At 65.2% G+C, this 17,898-nt stretch carries 20 protein-coding genes; 10 read left to right on the forward strand and 10 right to left on the reverse strand.

Annotated elements, in window-relative coordinates:
- Positions 1-14 precede the first annotated feature (14 nt).
- Entirely contained in the window at positions 15-299 is a 285-nt protein-coding gene (locus XI09_RS28015; RefSeq protein WP_271569711.1) for a cupin domain-containing protein, read from the forward strand.
- 94 nt (positions 300-393) lie between these two features.
- Positions 394-1,338, forward strand: coding sequence for a hypothetical protein (locus tag XI09_RS28020; RefSeq protein WP_271569712.1), 945 nt, complete (start codon positions 394-396; stop codon positions 1,336-1,338).
- A 21-nt stretch (positions 1,339-1,359) separates the two neighbouring features.
- On the opposite strand, the gene XI09_RS28025 is transcribed toward XI09_RS28020, so the two are convergent.
- Both XI09_RS28025 and rpsU read right to left on the reverse strand, forming a co-directional pair.
- A complete protein-coding gene (locus XI09_RS28025) occupies positions 1,360-2,010 on the reverse strand; it encodes a tetratricopeptide repeat protein (RefSeq protein ID WP_271569713.1) in 651 nt (216 codons plus the stop codon).
- A gap of 124 nt (positions 2,011-2,134) precedes the next feature.
- Entirely contained in the window at positions 2,135-2,431 is a 297-nt protein-coding gene (gene rpsU / locus XI09_RS28030) for a 30S ribosomal protein S21 (protein ID WP_027545547.1), read from the reverse strand.
- 261 nt (positions 2,432-2,692) lie between these two features.
- Between rpsU and aqpZ the strand changes: the two genes are divergently transcribed.
- On the forward strand, positions 2,693-3,415 hold the full coding sequence (gene aqpZ / locus XI09_RS28035) for an aquaporin Z (protein ID WP_092186859.1): 723 nt from the start codon (positions 2,693-2,695) through the stop codon (positions 3,413-3,415).
- A 97-nt stretch (positions 3,416-3,512) separates the two neighbouring features.
- On the opposite strand, the gene XI09_RS28040 is transcribed toward aqpZ, so the two are convergent.
- Positions 3,513-4,619: a 5-(carboxyamino)imidazole ribonucleotide synthase gene (locus XI09_RS28040; RefSeq protein WP_271569714.1), complete on the reverse strand. Its 1,107-nt coding sequence runs from the start codon at positions 4,617-4,619 to the stop codon at positions 3,513-3,515.
- Complete coding sequence (purE, locus tag XI09_RS28045; protein WP_271569715.1) at positions 4,616-5,104, reverse strand: 5-(carboxyamino)imidazole ribonucleotide mutase; 489 nt, start codon at positions 5,102-5,104, stop codon at positions 4,616-4,618. Before purE ends, XI09_RS28040 begins: the two co-directional genes overlap by 4 nt.
- A gap of 142 nt (positions 5,105-5,246) precedes the next feature.
- On the opposite strand from purE, the gene XI09_RS28050 reads away from it, so the two are divergent.
- Entirely contained in the window at positions 5,247-5,969 is a 723-nt protein-coding gene (locus tag XI09_RS28050) for a GGDEF domain-containing protein (protein ID WP_271569716.1), read from the forward strand.
- Between the two features lie 2 nt (positions 5,970-5,971).
- Here the strand turns inward: XI09_RS28050 and XI09_RS28055 are convergent, their stop codons facing one another.
- From XI09_RS28055 to XI09_RS28065, 3 genes are all read right to left on the reverse strand, one after another.
- Positions 5,972-6,223 carry a hypothetical protein gene (locus tag XI09_RS28055; RefSeq protein ID WP_271569717.1) on the reverse strand — a complete coding sequence of 84 codons (252 nt, stop codon included), beginning with the start codon at positions 6,221-6,223 and terminating at the stop codon, positions 5,972-5,974.
- A 22-nt stretch (positions 6,224-6,245) separates the two neighbouring features.
- A complete protein-coding gene (locus XI09_RS28060) occupies positions 6,246-6,458 on the reverse strand; it encodes a hypothetical protein (RefSeq protein ID WP_027545542.1) in 213 nt (70 codons plus the stop codon).
- A gap of 139 nt (positions 6,459-6,597) precedes the next feature.
- The gene (locus tag XI09_RS28065; protein WP_027545541.1) at positions 6,598-6,804 is read right to left on the reverse strand and encodes a YdcH family protein; all 207 of its coding nucleotides are present in this window, start codon (positions 6,802-6,804) and stop codon (positions 6,598-6,600) included.
- A gap of 327 nt (positions 6,805-7,131) precedes the next feature.
- Here XI09_RS28065 and XI09_RS28070 point away from each other — a divergent pair, with 327 nt between their 5' ends.
- On the forward strand, positions 7,132-7,314 hold the full coding sequence (locus tag XI09_RS28070; RefSeq protein ID WP_057757317.1) for a YdcH family protein: 183 nt from the start codon (positions 7,132-7,134) through the stop codon (positions 7,312-7,314).
- Between the two features lie 113 nt (positions 7,315-7,427).
- On the opposite strand, the gene XI09_RS28075 is transcribed toward XI09_RS28070, so the two are convergent.
- Positions 7,428-8,531, reverse strand: coding sequence for an NAD(P)/FAD-dependent oxidoreductase (locus XI09_RS28075; protein WP_271569718.1), 1,104 nt, complete (start codon positions 8,529-8,531; stop codon positions 7,428-7,430).
- A gap of 202 nt (positions 8,532-8,733) precedes the next feature.
- On the opposite strand from XI09_RS28075, the gene XI09_RS28080 reads away from it, so the two are divergent.
- The 5 genes from XI09_RS28080 (at position 8,734) to XI09_RS28100 (ending at position 15,993) form a co-directional block, all read left to right on the forward strand.
- Complete coding sequence (locus tag XI09_RS28080; RefSeq protein WP_271569719.1) at positions 8,734-11,421, forward strand: sensor domain-containing protein; 2,688 nt, start codon at positions 8,734-8,736, stop codon at positions 11,419-11,421.
- Between the two features lie 141 nt (positions 11,422-11,562).
- Positions 11,563-13,062: a glycerol-3-phosphate dehydrogenase gene (locus tag XI09_RS28085; RefSeq protein WP_271569720.1), complete on the forward strand. Its 1,500-nt coding sequence runs from the start codon at positions 11,563-11,565 to the stop codon at positions 13,060-13,062.
- 30 nt (positions 13,063-13,092) lie between these two features.
- Positions 13,093-14,265: an ABC transporter ATP-binding protein gene (locus XI09_RS28090; RefSeq protein ID WP_271569721.1), complete on the forward strand. Its 1,173-nt coding sequence runs from the start codon at positions 13,093-13,095 to the stop codon at positions 14,263-14,265.
- Positions 14,262-15,176, forward strand: a complete 915-nt coding sequence (locus tag XI09_RS28095; RefSeq protein WP_271569722.1) for an ABC transporter permease — start codon at positions 14,262-14,264, stop codon at positions 15,174-15,176. Before XI09_RS28090 ends, XI09_RS28095 begins: the two co-directional genes overlap by 4 nt.
- A gap of 4 nt (positions 15,177-15,180) precedes the next feature.
- The gene (locus XI09_RS28100) at positions 15,181-15,993 is read left to right on the forward strand and encodes an ABC transporter permease (RefSeq protein WP_271569723.1); all 813 of its coding nucleotides are present in this window, start codon (positions 15,181-15,183) and stop codon (positions 15,991-15,993) included.
- Positions 15,994-16,098: 105 nt separating this feature from the next.
- On the opposite strand, the gene XI09_RS28105 is transcribed toward XI09_RS28100, so the two are convergent.
- Both XI09_RS28105 and XI09_RS28110 read right to left on the reverse strand, forming a co-directional pair.
- Positions 16,099-16,950, reverse strand: coding sequence for a carbohydrate ABC transporter permease (locus XI09_RS28105; protein ID WP_271569724.1), 852 nt, complete (start codon positions 16,948-16,950; stop codon positions 16,099-16,101).
- Positions 16,947-17,819, reverse strand: coding sequence for a carbohydrate ABC transporter permease (locus XI09_RS28110; protein WP_027545529.1), 873 nt, complete (start codon positions 17,817-17,819; stop codon positions 16,947-16,949). The genes XI09_RS28105 and XI09_RS28110 overlap by 4 nt, the downstream gene beginning before the upstream one ends.
- Positions 17,820-17,898: the final 79 nt, after the last annotated feature.

Below are 17,898 nucleotides of genomic sequence, written 5' to 3' on the forward strand. Positions count from 1 at the left end.
CCAGGAGAGTTCCGATGCTTGCCGCCAGGTCCGAGGTTCAGATCGACAACGAAGAGGTCCGGGTGACCGAATGGCGGCTCGCCCCGGGCAGCGCGACCGGGCACCACACCCACGGGATGGACTATGTGATTGTTCCCGTCGTTGCCGGCGAAATGACCATCGTGGCACCCGGCGGCGAGCGTTCCAAGGCGCAGCTTGCGACCGGAAAATCCTACTTCCGCAAGGCCGGCGTCCAACACGACGTACTTAACGAAACCTCAACTGAGATCGTGTTCCTTGAGATCGAGCTGAAGCCGTAAGTCCGGCGTTACCGTTTGCCATCGATCCGTCGCAGTTGATCCCTTACAATGCCCTAAAGTTCCCGCATCAGATCGCGCGGGGAGTGGCCGAGAAATGCTGAAATACCTCGCTAAAATTTCGATGGATATTTTCCCCTCGGTGCTCGCGACGATCATCGGGGCGTACATCGTTAATCACTACATCAACGCCAAGCCGGCGGCCGATACCCCTGCGGCCGTGGTGGCGCCTGCCGAGGCCGGCAAGAACGGCAAGCCCGCCGGCGTTGCCAACCTGCCGGCGCCCGGCGTCAAGGCCAAGGGCATCTCGGAAAAGAGCGTGACGGACAAGCCGGCAGCCGAGAAGGCCGCCGATCAGCCGGCCGCCGAGACCAAGGCCGCGGACGTGGCTCCTGCCGAGACCGCCCCCGCCAGCCCGCGCGGCCGGCCCGCCACGCGCGAGAAGGCGGCTGCCAAGTCCACTGCGGCCGCCACGGCTCCCGCTCCCGCCGCCCCGGTGGTCGAGGCCAATTCGGCGCCGGCTGCGGCCGCTCCGGCTGCAACCCCCGACGCCAACGATCTCGTGCGAGCTGCGATCGAGCGCCTGCGCAAGTCGCCCGAGGGCAAGTCTGCTGAGGGTAAGTCTGCCGAGACCAGGTCGTCCGAGAAATCGCCTGAGCCGGTGGTGCAGGAAGCCGCCCGCGGACCGGAAGCGGCTCCTCGTGTCCAGGAAGCCCCGCGCGTCGTGACCGCGCCGCCGTCGGCTCTGCGCCCGCTGCCGCCGCCGATCACGGTGTCGACGCCGCCGGCCGAGACCTATGCCAACAGCCCGTCGTCGCAGCCCGGCCCGTCCTACACGGCCTCGGTCGGCAACGACGACCCGAATCGGCTGACGCCGCCGGCTGATATTCCCGTGCCGGTGATCGCACCTCCGCTCGATCTGCGCGTCGATGCCGGTGCGTCCATGCCGCGGCCGAAGAAGACCAATGTCGCCGACGAGATGCTGTCCGGCGTCAAGTCGATGTTCCACGCCGTTCTGCCGAAGAGCGCCACCCCCGACTAGGACGGCCCTTGCGCCGCACTGTCAGCCGCCGACGCGGGCGAGGCCGCTGCGGGCGGCATCGTCGCGTGGACGAAGCGTGACCGCCTTGGTGTAGGAGGCCGCCGCCTTGGCCTTGTCGCCCAGCCGCTCATAGGCCTGCCCCCGCGCGGTCCAGACCTGGGCATTGTGCGGATCGGCCTCGGAAGCCTCGTCGAGATCGGCCGCAGCCTCCTTGATCTTGCCGAGGGCGAGATGGCTGATGGCGCGGCCGAGCAGCGGCTCGGCCTTTTGCGGGTTGAGCCCGCTCGCGGCGGTGAAATCGGCGATGGCGAAATCGTGCTGGTTATTACCCTGGTAGATCAGCGCGCGGCCATAGAGCGCCTGTGCGTTGTAGGGATCCAGCCCGACCGCGCGATTGAATTCGTCCAGCGCCGCTGCCGTCTCGCCTGACTTGGCCAGGGTCTGGGCCTTTGCGGTGTGGGCCTGGGCCTCAGTGACGTTGCCGGGGCTGACCGCGCTCTCCGTGGCGACCGCCGCCTTGGGGGCCTCCTGCGGCTTGTCCTTCTCCGGCATCAGCGATCCCAGATCGAAGGAGCAGCCGCACAATGCGATCCCCATCAAGGCCAGCGCGAACGGCTGTCGCCAGATCTGGCGCAGTCGCGCCAAGCCACGCTCGGGGAAAGGGGAGGCCATCTACGGTTCGCTCGCGCCGGTGCCGCATCGGTAGTGCCCCGTCCCAGAAAGGCACCGCTCACAAACAATAACGCGGGCCAGCGGCCCGCGTTATCGAAAACTGAGGTCTTACAAATTCGGCAAATCAGCGCGGTCCGCGCGGACCTGCACCCGGGCCACCACGGCCGCCGCGCTCACCACCGGGGCCAGCGCCGAACACCGGCTTCGGCTTCATCGGCAGCAGGCCTTCACGCTGGAGCTTCTTGCGGGCCAGCTTGCGCGCGCGGCGCACGGCTTCGGCCTTTTCGCGGGCCTTCTTCTCGGAGGGCTTTTCGTAGTGACCGCGGAGCTTCATCTCGCGGAAAATACCCTCGCGCTGCATCTTCTTCTTCAGCGCCTTGAGGGCTTGATCGACATTGTTATCGCGAACGAGAACCTGCACGCGGCATCCTCTTCAGTGGACAGGATTTGAATTCTGGTAAGTCAAAGGGGATGGCAAAACGCGCAAGCCCTTAGCCTTGAGCGCGCGGATGTATCAGACAAAACCCTGGATGTCCACCTGCCAAGCGGGGTTTCGGGCCAAGTTCAGCCATTAAATAAGGCGAAAAGACCTCTGTGCGGCCCCGATTTGGGAGATTTGGCGTCTTTGACGGGGCTGCGACCGGAGCTTTGTTCCGGAAACTTTGAAATGAGGGGACGACACATGGATATGAAAAAATATGCTGCCGAGGCCATCGGCACCTTCTGGCTCACATTCGCAGGTTGTGGCAGCGCGGTGATCGCGGCCGGCTTCCCGCAGGTCGGAATCGGCCTGGTCGGCGTGTCCCTGGCTTTCGGCTTAAGCGTCGTCACCATGGCCTACGCGATCGGTCACATCTCGGGCTGTCATCTCAATCCGGCCGTCACGGTCGGCCTTGCCGCCGGCGGGCGCTTTCCGGCCGGCCAGATCCTGCCTTACGTGATCGCGCAGGTCTGCGGTGCGATCGTTGCCGCCGAACTGCTCTACGTCATTGCCAGCGGCGCCCCAGGCTTCGACGTCACCAAGGGCTTCGCGTCGAACGGGTACGATGCGCATTCGCCCGGCCAGTACAGCATGATGGTCTGCTTCATCACGGAGGTGGTGATGACCATGATGTTCCTGTTCGTCATCATGGGCGCAACTCACGGCCGCGCGCCCGCGGGCTTCGCGCCGCTCGCGATCGGGCTCGCGCTGGTGATGATCCATCTCGTCAGCATTCCCGTCACCAACACGTCGGTGAACCCGGCGCGCAGCACGGGCCCCGCGCTGTTCGTCGGCGGCTGGGCGCTGGCGCAGCTCTGGCTGTTCTGGGTCGCGCCACTGATCGGCGGCGCGCTTGGCGGGGTGATCTATCGCTGGCTCAGCGAGGAGCCCACCGGCGTCGTCGCAGGCGTGAAGCCGGCCTAGAGCGTTTTCGAGCGAAGTGGATACCGGTTCGCGTCAAGAAAACGCGTCAAAACAAATCTAGTCGGCAAACGGGATCGCGGCGGTTGCCGCGGTCCCGTCACTTTTCCTGGGGCGGCCGGACTTCGGTGACATGGCCCATCTTGCGGCCGGGGCGCGGTCCGCCCTTGCCGTAGATGTGGATGGTCGCGCCCGGAACGCTCAGCCACTTCTCGTAGTCGTTGATCTCGTCGCCGATCAGGTTGGTCATGGTGACGATCTCGCCGTGGCGCACCGGCTTGCCGAGCGGCCAGCCTGCGATGGCGCGGATGTGCTGCTCGAACTGCGAGATGGAGGCACCGTCGAGAGTCCAGTGTCCGGAATTGTGCACACGCGGGGCGATCTCGTTGACCAGCACCTTCGGTCCGGTGCCATTGGCAAGCACGAACATCTCCACCGCCAGAACGCCGACATAGTCGAGCGCGCTTGCGATCTTGCCCGCGATGCTGCGCGCTTCTTCGGCGAGCGCGTCCGGGATCGGCGCGGGCGCGCGCGATATCTTCAGGATGTGGTCGCGGTGCTCGTTCTCGGTGACGTCGAAACACTCCACCTGGCCCGCGGCCGAGCGCGCGGCGATCACGGAGATCTCGCGCTCGAACGGCACGAAGGCCTCCAGGATCGCCGATTTGGTGGCGAGGCTGGTCCAGACCTTGGCGATGTCGTCGCCCTCGCGGATGATGGCCTGGCCCTTGCCGTCATAGCCGAAGCGGCGGGTCTTCAGCACGGCCGGAAGACCGATCCTTACAATCGCCTCGCGCAACGAGGGGACGGAGGTGACGTCGGCATAGGGTGCGGTGCCGATGCCGAGCCGCGTCACGAAATCCTTCTCGGCGAGACGGTCCTGGGTCGTCTCCAGGATCTTGCGGTTGGGCAGCACGGGGCGGCGTGCATCCAGCACCATCGCGGCGGCGGCCGGCACGTTCTCGAATTCGTAGGTGATGACGTCGACGTCGTTGGCGAACAGCTCGAGCGCCTCGACGTCGGCATATTCGGCGCAGGTCGCGTTCAGCACGACGTCGAAGGCCGGCGAGTCGGGATCGGGCGAGAACACCTGGCAGCGCAGGCCGAGCCGCGCCGCGGCCATCGCCAGCATCCGCCCCAATTGTCCGCCGCCGAGGATTCCGATGGTGTCGCCGGGCTTCAGCTTCACCTGCTTTGCGTCAGTCACGCCTTGTCCTCCGGGCGCTCGGCAACCGCCTCGGTCTGCGCCTTGCGCCAGGCGGCGAGGCGGTCGGACAAGGCCGGGTCGGTCAATGCCAGCACGGCGGCAGCGAGCAGCGCCGCGTTGATCGCGCCGGCCTTGCCGATGGCAAGGGTGCCGACCGGGATGCCCGCGGGCATCTGCACGATCGAATAGAGCGAATCGACGCCCTTGAGCGTCTTCGATTCGACGGGAACGCCGAAGACGGGGAGTTCCGTCAGCGCCGCCGCCATGCCCGGTAAATGTGCAGCGCCGCCCGCGCCGGCGATGATGATCTTGTAGCCAGCCGCCTTGGCGCCCTTGGCGAAAGCGACCAGCCGGTCGGGGGTGCGGTGGGCCGAAACGATGCGGGTCTCGGCGGCAACGCCGAGCGCCTCAAGCGTGTCGGCGGCATGCCGCATCGTGTCCCAGTCCGACTGGCTTCCCATGATGATGGCGATCGGCGCGGTCATGACGTTAATTGTGCTCGGGAAAACAGAAACATAGGCCAGATTAACGGTTCCGGCCGGCGGCTCGCAAGGCGGTGGCAAGGAGAAGGGAATGCACTATCCTGTCTTGGTGAATCCCCGCAAGCCTTCATTGAGCAGGATGCCCATGAAGAAACCAAAAAGGGCAAGCGCTGCGAAGGCCAAAAAGGGCCGGAAGACCAGTGCCAGCCGATCCAAAGCCGCCCCCAAGCGTTCAGTCAGGCGTGGGGTCAAGGCGCTGCGGCGCAGAGCGTCGGCCGATGATGGGGGCAACGACGGCGCCAAGGTCATCCGCGGCCTGCGGACCAAGCTCAAGCAGGCCTTGCAGCGCGTTGCCGAACTCGAGGCGGCCGCCGACACCGATTTCCTGCTCGAGATTCCGAACCGGCGCGGCTTCGAGCGCGAGCTCACGCGCGCCATTGCCTACATGAAGCGCTATCGCGCCAGCGGCGCGCTGATCGTGCTCGATGTCGATCGGCTGAAGCCGATCAACGATTCCTTCGGCCACGCCGCCGGCGACGAGGTGCTCAAGGCGATCGTCGGCGCGCTGACGCGGCAGGTCCGCGCCTCCGACGTGGTCGGCCGGCTCGGCGGCGACGAGTTCGCGCTGCTGCTGTGGAATCTCAACGAGGCCGATGCCAAGGCGAAGGCCGCGGTCTTCGAGCAGACGATCGACGAATTATCCTTCGTCTTCCGCGGCCAGCATGTGACTGCGGGCGCCTCTGCCGGCGTCGCGTTGCTGGGGGCGCACTCCGACGCGGGTCACGCCCTGGAGGAGGCGGATGCCGCAATGTATGTGCGCAAGGCGCGCCGGCGGCACGAGCCGCGGATCAGGCTGGTCGGCAACTGACTCTACAACGCGGCCAGATCTTCCGGCACGTTGCCGAATTTGCGCAGCAGCGTAGCGTCGCCGAATTCGCCGGTCATGGGATCTCCGCTGCGGCAAAATGCGACCGCGCCGATGTGGCCGGCACCGCGCGCCAGAATCTCGGCGCGCCGCAGCGCGGCCGTCGAGGACTGACATTCCTCCGCCGCGCCGGCGACCGGTGATCCGTCGTCATCGATCAGGAAGGGCATTGCAACGTAGTAGGTGACGTCCGACATGGCGTTGCTCCGGTCATCAACATCAGGCGGCGCTGCTCCGCGCCTTGCTGCGAGAGGTCTCCGGAATGCAGCCGGCTGAAATCGCCGCCTGCAATTCCTCGAGCTCCGCCTCCAGATATTCGTTGGCCATGATCAGCGCCTTGATGGTGCTGCGCAGATTGCCGTCGCACATCGCGATCGCCTGATCGCAGGCCTGTTCATAATGGCTGTTGTCCAAAAGGGCGGTTGCCGACATCTGCGTTGTCCTTGCTGGTTCCTTGGGCGTTTCTTTGGGCGTTTCCTGGGGGCGTTGGATATTGGAATGTTCCTATTTTGTTCTTTTGGAGTCAAGCGGATTCACCTGCGGCGCCCTGCCGCGAAAAGCCCGCTGGGGATTAGGCGATGATGTCAGGTGTGATCTGGTCTTCGATGAAGGCGATGCGGTCGCGCAACAACAGCTTGCGCTTCTTCAGCCGCTGTAACCGCAATAGGTCGGGGGCAGGCGATTGATGCAGGGCATCGATCGCTGCATCGAGATCTCGGTGTTCCTGCTGCAACCGGGCGAGCTCGGCTTCGAGTTCGCGCTCGTCTTCATGGGTCATGTCTGCGGTGGCCGAAAAACCGGTAGGCGTGAGATTAAGGCTGTGGATGCCCTGTGGAAATTATCGTCCTTGCGCGCCGTGACCGCAAGCGATCTCGGGCCGTCGCTCACCGATCTCTCGCAAGATATTTCGACGGTTCGCTGCGGCGCTGCGCAAGCGCATTGATATCATGGATTTTTCCAGCGTGGTTCCTTACTCACGCTTCGTTACATATGAATTTTCAAAAATGACATTGCGACGACGGATATCCATCGACAGGACGAATCGGTGATGTACACTTGCTTGTCCGGATCGAATCCAAGGTCACCCCTACCGAGGAGGTTTCGAATGACAATTCAGGCACATCTGGTTGAATTGGAACGGAAGCACAAAACTCTCGAAAACGAATTGCACGAAGCTCTCGTGCACCTTTCAACAGACGACCTGCAAATTGTTGAGTTGAAGCGCCGGAAGTTGATGGTCAAGGACCAGATCGAGCGTCTGAAGCAAACTGGCGACACGCTTCACTAGTAAACCCCGTAACAGTGTAAAGTTTGATCGTACCCCTTCAGGCAGGGGTGAGAGCCGTTGCGCTCATCCCTGTTGGAAGGTGCAAAACCGCGCAAGGACATTTGCGCGGCGCCCTAGATTCCTGCGAGCTCGGCGACGTGATCCGCGATCGCGAGCGAGGACGTCAGTCCCGGCGATTCGATACCGAACAGGTTGATCAGACCCGCGACGCCGTGATCGCGCGGGCCCTGCATCAGGAAATCCTGCGTGGCGACCGCCGGCGGCACGATCTTCGGGCGGATGCCCGAATAGCTCGGCATCAGCGCGCCGTCAGGCAGCGTCGGCCAGTATCTCCGGATTGCCGGATAGAAGCGATCGGCGCGTGACGGATCGACCTCGTAGTTGATCGTCTCGATCCACTCGACGTCGGGGCCGAAACGCGCCTGCCCCGCCATGTCCAGCGTCAGATGCACGCCGAGGCCGCCGGGCTCGGGCACTGGATAGATCAGGTGCGAGAACGGCGCCTTGGCATTGCAGCTGAAGTAATTTCCCTTGGCGAGATAGGCCGGCGGAATCCGGTCCAGCGGCATGCCGTCGATGTTGCGCGCCACCGTTGTCGCCGCGAGGCCCGCAGCGTTGACGAGGAGGCTGCATTGCAGCGCCATCGGCGCCTCGCCGCCGGCTTCGACCTCGATCACGCCGGCGGCCGCCTTGGCGCGGATCAGCGGGGTATGAAACGCGAAAGCCGCGCCGGCTTCCTCGGCCTCACCGCGCAGCGAGAGCATGTAGGCGTGGCTGTCGATGATGCCGGTCGAGGGCGAGAGCAGCGCGGCGTCGCAGGCGAGCGCCGGCTCCAGCGCGCGTGCGGCCTCGCCCGTGAGCAACTGCATGTCGAGCACGCCATTGGCCTCGGCGTGCGCCTTGATCGATTGCAGCTTCTCGGTTTCCTTCGCATTGGTCGCGACGATCAGCTTGCCGCAATTCTTATGCGGGATGCCACGCTCGGCGCAGTAGCGGTAGAGCGCGTGCTTGCCGCCGACGCACATGCGCGCCATCCAGCTTCCGGCGCGGTAGTAGATGCCGGCATGGATCACCTCGCTGTTGCGCGAGGACGTGATGGTGCCGATGGCCTCGGCTTCCTCGAGCACGATGACCTCGCGCCCGGCCTGGGCCAGCTTTCGAGCCACCGCGAGCCCGACCACGCCGGCTCCGATGACGATGCAGTCGACCCTATCCATGGTTGTGCAGGAGGTCCGCTGGAAGCGCTGGTGGCATCAAGTCTGAGAACGACGGCGCGGGGGTATTTTCCGTTAAGGAAGCATTTATCATGTCAGGGCAATTGCCGTGTTTCACGTCACATTTTTCTGTTGCGCGTACAGGCGTTTACCCGATCCAAACCCGTGAAGCCAGACAATCCGACGTTGAAATCGCGGGTGGCTGATGGCTGAGAAGAACTGGCACGCGGACAGCACGATGCCGATTGCTGTGCAGGCCGTCGTGTGCCTGGCCGGCACGGTCGCGCCTGCGCGTGCCTTTGCGCTGTCGGACAGCTTCGCTCCGCCGAGCTCTCTCGACAGGCTCGATCCCAACCTGATCTGGGAAGCCCTGATCGGGGGCATCGTCGTCTGCGCGTTCCTCGTGGCAATCGCGTTGTGGATCCACTCCGCGCTGCGCCGGACCAGGCGGTTGCAGCTGCGGCGCAACGCCTTCGTCTCCTCCGCCATGAACAGTCTCAACCAGGGCGTGGTGATGACCGATGCGCGGCGGCGCACCATCTTCTGCAACGACCGCTATCTCGAGATCTATGGCCTGTCACGGTCGGATCTGTGGGCCGACATGGACGGCTACGACATCCTCGAGCTGCGGCGCAAGCGCGGGGTCCTCGGTGGCATCTCCGACAACGAGTTCTACGAGAAGGCGGCAAGCGGCAACGGTCTGATCACCGAACTGCCTGATGGCCGCGCCATCCTGGTGAAATATTTCGTGCTGCCGAACGGCGGCTCGGTGGCGACGCATCTCGACGTCAGCGAGGAGCGCAGGCTGTCGCGACAGCTCGCCTCGACCAAGCAGTTCCTGGAAACGGTGCTGGACAACGTGCCGGCCTGCGTCGCCGCAAAGAACATCGAGGACGGCTGCTACATCTTCGCCAACAGCGCCTATGAGCGGTTCTGGGGTTTCTCGCGGGACCATGTCGTCGGCAAGAACGCGCGCGAGTTGTTTGCGCCCGTCTCGGCGGCCAGCATCGAGGCGACCGACCAGGCAGCGCTCAATTCGCCGGACGGCCAGTTCCGCAACGAGTTCGAGGTCGACCGCGGCGGCGCGCGGCGCATGGTGGCTTCGATCCGGATCGTGGTCCGCAACGAGAACAACAAGCCCGAATTCCTGCTGATCGTGTTCGAGGACATCACCGACCGCCGCTCGCTGTCGCAGGAGCTGGAGAGCACCAAGAAATTCCTCGAGCTCGTCGTCGACAACATCCCGGTGGCGCTGATCGTCGAGCAGGTCAAGGACGGCCGCTATCTGCTCGCCAACCGCAGCGCCGAGACGATCCTCAACCGCAGGCGCGAGGAAGCCACGGGCCTGACCGCGTCCGACATCTTCAATCCCAAGGAAGCCAAGCTGATCATCGCGCGCGACGAGGCTGCGATCAAGAAGCGCGGGATGATCACCGAGGAGCATCCGATCTCCACCAAGGACGGCCTGCGCCTGTTCCTGACCCGGCGCGCCACCGTGCTCAGCGATGCCGGCGAGCCGCAATACCTGATCAAGACCCACGAAGACGTCACCGACCGCCGGCAGACCGAGTCGCGCATGGCGCACATGGCCTATCACGACGGTCTCACCGATCTGCCGAACCGCGCCGCCTTCCTGCAGGCGCTGACCCAGATGATCGAGGCCTGCGAAGGCACCGGCGAGGAGTTCGCCGTCCTCTGCGTCGATCTCGACGGCCTCAAGGAGGTCAACGACGTCTTCGGCCATGCGCTCGGCGACAAGCTCCTGATCGAGGTGGCCCAGCGGCTCCAGGACTCCGCGCGCGGCGGCGTGGTGGCGCGCCTGTCCGGCGACGAGTTCGGCCTGATCATCGACGGCAAGCAGCCGGAGGCGGGTCTTGCGCTGGCGCAGCAGCTCGGCGAAGCCGTCGCGCGGGAATTCCAGATCGACGGCCGGCCGGTCCGCGCCGGCGTCACCACCGGCATGTCCATCTTCCCGCACAATGGCGCCGACGGCGCCTCGCTGCTCGCCAATGCCGGTGCAGCGCTGTTCCGCGCCAAGCAGAAATCGCGCGGCACGATCAGCCTCTACCAGCCGGAGATGGACCAGCAGATCCGCGATCGCCGCGTGCTGCATCAGGACCTGTCGATGGCGATCAAGAACGGCGAGCTCTCGCTCGCCTTCCAGCCGCAGGGGGCCGCCGGCCATAGCGTCGCCGAGAGCGAGATCATCGGCTTCGAAGCGCTGGCGCGCTGGCAGCATCCGGTGCGCGGCCAGGTCTCGCCGGCCGAATTCATCCCGATCGCCGAGGAGAGCGGCCTGATCGTCGAGATGGGCGAGTGGATCCTGCGCGAGGCTTGCCGCGAGGCGGCGTCCTGGCCGAAGCCGCTCCAGGTCGCGGTCAATCTGTCGCCGGCGCAGTTCATGCACGGCGACGTGGTCGGGCTGGTCCATTCGATCCTGATCGAAACCGGCCTCGCGCCCGGCCGGCTCGAGCTCGAGATCACCGAGGGCGTGCTGATCGAGGATTTCGACCGGGGCCTGGCGCTGCTACGCCGGCTGAAGGCGCTCGGCGTGCGCATCTCCATGGACGATTTCGGCAGCGGCTATTCCTCGCTGAGCTATCTCCAGGCGTTCCCGTTCGACAAGATCAAGATCGACCGCGCCTTCATCATCAATCTCGGCCGCAACCCGCAATCGGCGGCGATCGTGCGCGCCGTGATCGATCTCGGCCACGGCCTCGAAATGTCCATCATCGCCGAGGGCGTCGAGACGCTCGACCAGCTCGCTTTCCTCGCCAAGGAGGGCTGCGATGGCGTGCAGGGCTATCTGCTCGGCAAGCCACTGCCGATCGGGAAATATGCCGGCCTCGTCGGCCGCGCCGAAGCCATGGAGCTTGCGCTCAAGACCGGCTAGAGCGTTTTCGAGCGAAGTGGAAACCGGCTCGCGTCAGGAAAACGCGTCAAAACAGGAATCCAGAGCCGCGTTCCGATATCATCGGAACGGAAATGGCTCTAGTGATGAGAGCGCTTCGTTTCGCTCCTTCTCGACGGCTTCATGGCGGACTACGACCTTGCGATCATCGGTGGCGGCCTGAACGGTGTCAGCCTCGCGCGCGATGCGGCCGGCCGCGGCCTGCGGGTCATTCTGTTCGAACAGGGCGATCTCGGCGGTGCCGCCTCGTCGGCGACGCCGCGGCTGATCCATGGCGATCTGTCGGTGCTGGAGCGCCGCGGGTTCTGGCGGGTGCGCCGGGCTCTCGCCGAGCGCCGGACCTGGCTCCGGATCGCGCCGCACCTGGTCCGGCCGATGCGCTTCGTGATTCCCGCCCACTCCGAGGAGCGTCCGCCATGGCTGCTGCGGGCCGGCCTGTTCCTCTATGACAGCCTGACGAGCCGGAGCGGCCTGCCTGTAACGGCGACGCTCGACATCACGCATCATCCCGTCGGCAACGCGCTGAAGCGTCCGTTCGGCACGGCGTTCGAATATTCGGACTGTGTCGTTGATGATTCCCGCCTGGTGGTGCTCACGGCGCTGGATGCCGCCGAGCGTGGTGCCACGATCCGGACCGGAGCGCGCTGCGTCCGCGCCGATCGAACCGACATCTGGCGGCTCGCGGTGGTCGATCGCGGCCACCGCCGCGTGATCACGGCGCGGGCGCTGGCCAACGCCACCGGCGGCTGGACGTCGATGGTGGCGGACACCGTGCTGCGGCAGCCGCTGCCCGCCATGGCCGCCATGCAGATGAGTCAGATCATCGTGCCGCGGCTGTTCGATTCCGAGAACGTCTACGTCTTCCAGAACAATGATGGACGGCTGATTTTCGCCCGGCCCCTCGAGCGCGACTTCACGCTGATCGGCACGGTCACGCATGCTTTCACCGGAGATCCCGCCATCGTGGCGATGCCGGGCGCCGACGTCAGCTATCTCTGCGAAGCGGCCAGCCGCTATTTCCGCGAGCGCGTCGCCCCGACCGACGTGGTCCGCACGGTCTCGGGCGTCAACCTGACGCTGGCGTCCGCGCGAGGACGCGACGGCACGACGCTGTTCCATGCGCGCCGGCGCAAGGCGCCGCTGATCACGATGTTCGGCGGCGACGTCACCACCTCGCGTCTGCGCGCGGAGCGGGCGGTGACGCGGCTGACGCCATTCTATCCGATGTCGCCGCGCTGGACCGCCGGAGCGGCGCTGCCCGGCGGAGATTTCGCCTGGGATCGTTTCGATACCGAAGTCGACCTCGCGCGCGACCGCTGGCGCTTTCTCTCGGAGCCGGAGGCCCAGCGCCTGGTTGCGGCCTATGGCTCGCGACTGCCGATGGTGCTCGGCGAGGCAAAGAGCCGTGACGAACTCGGTCCCGCCTTCGGCCCTGAACTGACCGGTGCTGAGGTGCGCTATCTGATGGGCCACGAATGGGCGCGCTTCCCGGAGGACATCCTGTGGCGCCGCTCCAAGCTCGGCCTGACCATGCCGGCAGCGGTCCGCGACGCGCTGGTCGCGTTCATGGCGGATGTGAACGATCGGCCCGAACCGGTTGAGCAAAGGCCGATCGGCCGCTAGCGTGCGGCGGAATCGGGGTTGGCAGGGACCATGGCGGAAGAGTTGCCCGGAACGGACGTCGCGGCGGATACGGCCGCCGGAGCTGCATTTCCCGTAGCGGGGCAGCCTTTGCTGCGCATCGAGGGCGTCGCCAAGACGTTCGGGACGTTCCGGGCCGTGGACGGCGTGTCACTCGACGTCAAGGCCGGCGAGTTCTTTGCCCTCCTTGGCCCGAGCGGCTGCGGCAAGACCACGCTTCTGCGCATGCTCGCCGGCTTCGAGGCGCCGGACGAGGGGCGCATCCTGCTCGGCGGCAAGGACATCGCGCAGGCGCTGCCGCATGAGCGCCCGATCAACATGATGTTCCAGAACTACGCGTTGTTTCCACACCTCTCGGTGCGCGACAACATCGCCTTCGGCCTGAAGCGTGCCGGCATGGCGCGCGCCGACATCGCCACGCGCGTTGCGGAGATGGTCGCGCTGGTGAAGCTCGAGGGGCTCGAGAAGCGCAAGCCCGACCAGCTCTCCGGCGGCCAGCGTCAGCGCGTGGCGCTGGCCCGCGCTTTGGCACGCCGCCCGCAACTGCTGCTGCTCGACGAGCCGCTTGCGGCGCTGGACAAGAAGCTGCGCGAGAGCACGCAAGGCGAGTTGATGGAGCTCCAGCGTCGGCTCGGCATGACCTTCATCATCGTCACCCACGATCAGGAGGAGGCGATGACGATGGCGAGCCGGATCGGCGTGATGAAGGCCGGCAAGCTCGCCCAGGTCGCTGGCCCCCGCGAGCTCTACGAGGCGCCGCGCTCGCGCTGGATCGCGGAGTTCGTCGGCGACATCAATCTGTTCGACGCCGAGACCAGATTGCGCGACGGCCATCGTCTGGTCATCGGCACGCGTGATGCGGGGACGCTGGTGGTGGCCGAGCCGCGCGAGCCGGTCGGCGCGGGAAAATTGTCGGTCGCGATCCGTCCCGAGAAGGTCAAGCTGTCGCGCCGCGGCCCGGTGAGCGAGGCCGGCCGTGAAACGGCAATCAACCGGCTGGACGGCGTGATCGCCGACATCTGCTATCTCGGCGGCACCACCACCTACAAGGTGAAGCTCGACACCGGCGGGACGGTGCAGGCTTCAGTGGCCAACAGCGCGCGCCTCGACGTCGACGCCTACAGCGTGAACCAGAACGTCGTCGCCTGGTTCACGCCCGACGACTGCGTGGTGTTGCCGTCATGAGCTCCCGCCGCATCTTCGCGCGACCGGCGCGCTTTGCCGCGATCGCTCCCTATGTCTGGATGGTGCTGTTCTTCCTGGTGCCGTTCGGCTTCGTGCTGAAGATCAGCCTGTCGCAGACCGCGATCGCGCAGCCGCCTTACGAGCCGGTGTTCGACCTGACGGCGGGGTGGGAATCGCTCAACGCGGCCTTTGCCGCGCTGTCGTTCGACAATTTCAGGCTGCTCGGCTCTGATGACATCTATGTGTACGCCTATGTGCGCAGCCTCACCGTCGCGGTCACGGCGACCGCGCTGCTGCTCCTGATCGGCTATCCCATCGCCTATGGCATGGCGCGGTTGCCGAAGCGCTGGCAGGCGGTGGCGATGGTGCTGGTGATCGTGCCGTTCTGGACCTCGTTCCTGATCCGCATCTATGCCTGGATCAACATCCTTCAGCACGACGGCCTGCTCAATCAGATCCTGCTCGCGCTGCATCTGGTCAGCCAGCCGGTGGTGTGGCTCTCCACCGATACCGCGATGTATATCGGCATCGTCTACTCTTATCTTCCATTCATGATCCTGCCGCTCTATGCCACGCTCGCCAAGATGGAGCCGGCGCTGGAGGAGGCGGCCTCCGATCTCGGCGCGCCGCCCTGGCAGGTGTTCTGGCTCGTCACCTTCCCGCTGTCGCTGCCCGGCGTCGGCGCCGGCGTGCTCTTGTGCTTCATCCCCATCGTCGGCGAGTTCGTGATCCCCGACCTCCTGGCCGGCTCCAATTCGCTGATGATCGGCCAGACCCTGTGGCTCGAATTCTTCACCAACAAGGACTGGCCGGTCGCGTCCGCCGCGGCCATCGTGCTGCTGGTGGTGCTGCTGGTGCCGCTGTTGCTGTACGAACGGCTCCAGAAGCGGCAACTGGAACAGGGACGGTGAGCCGATGCGCAAGGTCTCTCGCCTGTCCCGCTTCAATGTCGCCTCGCTCGCGCTGGGGCTGGCATTCCTCTATCTGCCGATCCTGATCCTCGTCATCTATTCCTTCAACGCCTCGCGGCTGGTGACGGTGTGGGGCGGCTGGTCGCTGCGCTGGTATCACGAGTTCTTCAATGATCGCGCGATGATCGAGGCGGCCTGGATGAGCCTGCGGGTCGCGGTCTCCTCCGCGACCATCGCCACGCTGCTCGGCACGCTCGCCGCGGTGGCGCTGTCGCGCGGCGAAAGGTTCCGCGGCCGGACGCTGTTCTCCGGCATGCTCTATGCGCCGCTGGTGATGCCGGAGGTGATCACCGGATTGTCGCTGCTGCTCCTGTTCGTGGCGCTGAACGCCGAGCGCGGTTTCTGGACGGTGACGATCGCCCATACCACGCTGACGATGTGCTTCGTCGCCGTGGTCGTGCAGTCCCGCCTCGGCTCGCTCGACCGCTCGCTGGAGGAGGCGGCGATGGACCTCGGCTGCAACCCGGTGCGCGCGTTCGTGGCCGTCACGCTGCCCTTGATTGCGCCCGCGATCGTCGCCGGCTGGATGCTCGCCTTCACGCTGTCGCTCGATGATCTCGTGATCGCGAGCTTCACCACCGGTCCCGGCTCGGCGACCTTGCCGATCCGGATCTATTCGGAGGTGCGCCTTGGCGTGAAGCCCGAGATCAACGCGATCTGCACGCTGGTGATCGCCCTGATCGCGGTGGTCATCGTGATCGCCTCGCTGGCTTCGAAGCTGTCGAGCTCGCAGGGCGAGAGCGCGGCGCCGCTGTAGGCCCTGCCGTCATTGCGAGGAGCACTTGCGACGAAGCAATCCAGGGTCTCTCCGCGGATGCAGTCTGGATTGCTTCGCTTCGCTCGCAGCAATGACGAAGGGCGCCTAGGACTTCACCGCACCCGCCGTGAGCCCGCCCACCATGTAGCGCTTGAAGGCGTAATAGATCGCGGCCGGCGGCAGCGCGTAGATGAAGCCGGTGGTCATCAAGAGCTCCCACGGCGAGTCGTCGGCGGCGAGGAAGTTGCCGAGGGCCACGGGCAGCGTGATGTTGGTGTCCTTGGAGAGCAGCAGGAATGCGTAGAGATACTCGTTCCAGGCGAGCAGCACCGCATAGGTGCCGATCGCAACCAGCGACGGCATCATCAGCGGCAGATAGACCAGGCGGAACAGCTGCAGCGTGGTCGCGCCGTCCATCACGGCGGCCTCGTCGAGCTCGACCGGCAGCTTGTCGGACGCCTGTTTAAGCACCCAGATCGCGTAAGGCGAGGCGATCGTCACCATGGCCAGGATCAGCGACCAGTGATTGTTCAGGAGGCCGTAATTGCCCATGGTGCGGTACATCGGCACGGCGAGGAACGCCGCCGGGATGAAATAGGTGAACAGCGCCAGGTTCATCACCCAGCGGCCGCCCGGCACCTTGAGCCGCGAGATTGAGAATGCGGCGGCGGTCGCGATGAACAAGGTCAGCCCGCCTGCGGCCAGCGCGATCACGGTCGAATTCCAGAACTGAATCCAGAAGTCGCGCAGGAAATAGTGCTCCTGGTAGAACACAATGTGGAAGTTGTGCAGCGTCGGATGATCCGGCCACAGCTTGCCCGAGAACGCGTCCTCCTTCGGTGAGATCGCGAACAGGAACATGTGGTAGATCGGAATCATGGTCCAGATGAAGACCGGGATGCCGATCAGCAGCAGCTTGGCCTCGTTGCCAACTTCGCGGAGGGTGGGAAGCTTCATCGCGACAACCGTTTCATCATGAAATAGACCAGCGGCAGCACCAGTGGCATCGCGACGACGATGGAAGCCATCGCGAGCGAGAGCTGGTCGAGCCGGAGATAGCGGATGCCGAGCGTCGACAGCACATGCGTCAGGTCAGCCGGGCCGCCGCCAGTGAGCAGATAGACGCTGTTGAAGTCCCCTAGCGTCCAGATCATCGAGAGCAGCGTGCAGGTGACATAGAGCGTCTGCATCGACGGCCAGGTGATGAAGCGGAACTTCTGCCACCAGCTCGCGCCATCCACCTCGGCGGCCTCGAACAGATCGTGCGGTATCGCAAGGCGTCCGGTGATCAGGATCAGCGTCCAGAACGGCAGCGATTTCCAGATGTGGACGCCGATCGCCATGGTCAGCGCCACCGTCGGGTCGTTCAGCCAGTTCGGGCCGTCGTCACCGGTGAACGAGAAGATGAGGTGGTTGATCACGCCCCATTCGGGATTGAGCATGAAACGCACCGACAGGATGGTCGGGATCGACGGCACCGCCCAGGGCAGGATGAAGATCACCGAGAGCCATTTGATCCAGGTGCGTTGCTGGGCGAAGAAGCCGGACAGGAACAGCGCGATCAGCATCTTGATGTTGATGCCGATGACCAGGAAGATCAGCGTGTTGACAGCGGCGCGCGCGAAGATCGGGTCGTTGTAGAGCGCGACATAGTTCGCCGGCGCCCGCGCCAGCCACAGCCCGTAGCAGACGGGATAGACGACGAAGGCGAGGAAAACCAGCAGATAGGGCGCGAGCAGCACGATGCCCCAGACCTGCGCCGGGGTCAGCCGCGACGACAAGGGCGGCGCGGGGATTGCCTGATCGCCAGAGAGCGTGATCGCCATTCTTTTCGAACTCTTCAAAGAGATGCCGGCCGCGAAACGCGGCCGGTGTTGTTCTTATACCTCTCCCCGCAAAGCGGGG

It is taken from the genome of Bradyrhizobium sp. CCBAU 11386, assembly GCF_028128955.1.
Taxonomy (GTDB): Bacteria; Pseudomonadota; Alphaproteobacteria; order Rhizobiales; family Xanthobacteraceae; genus Bradyrhizobium.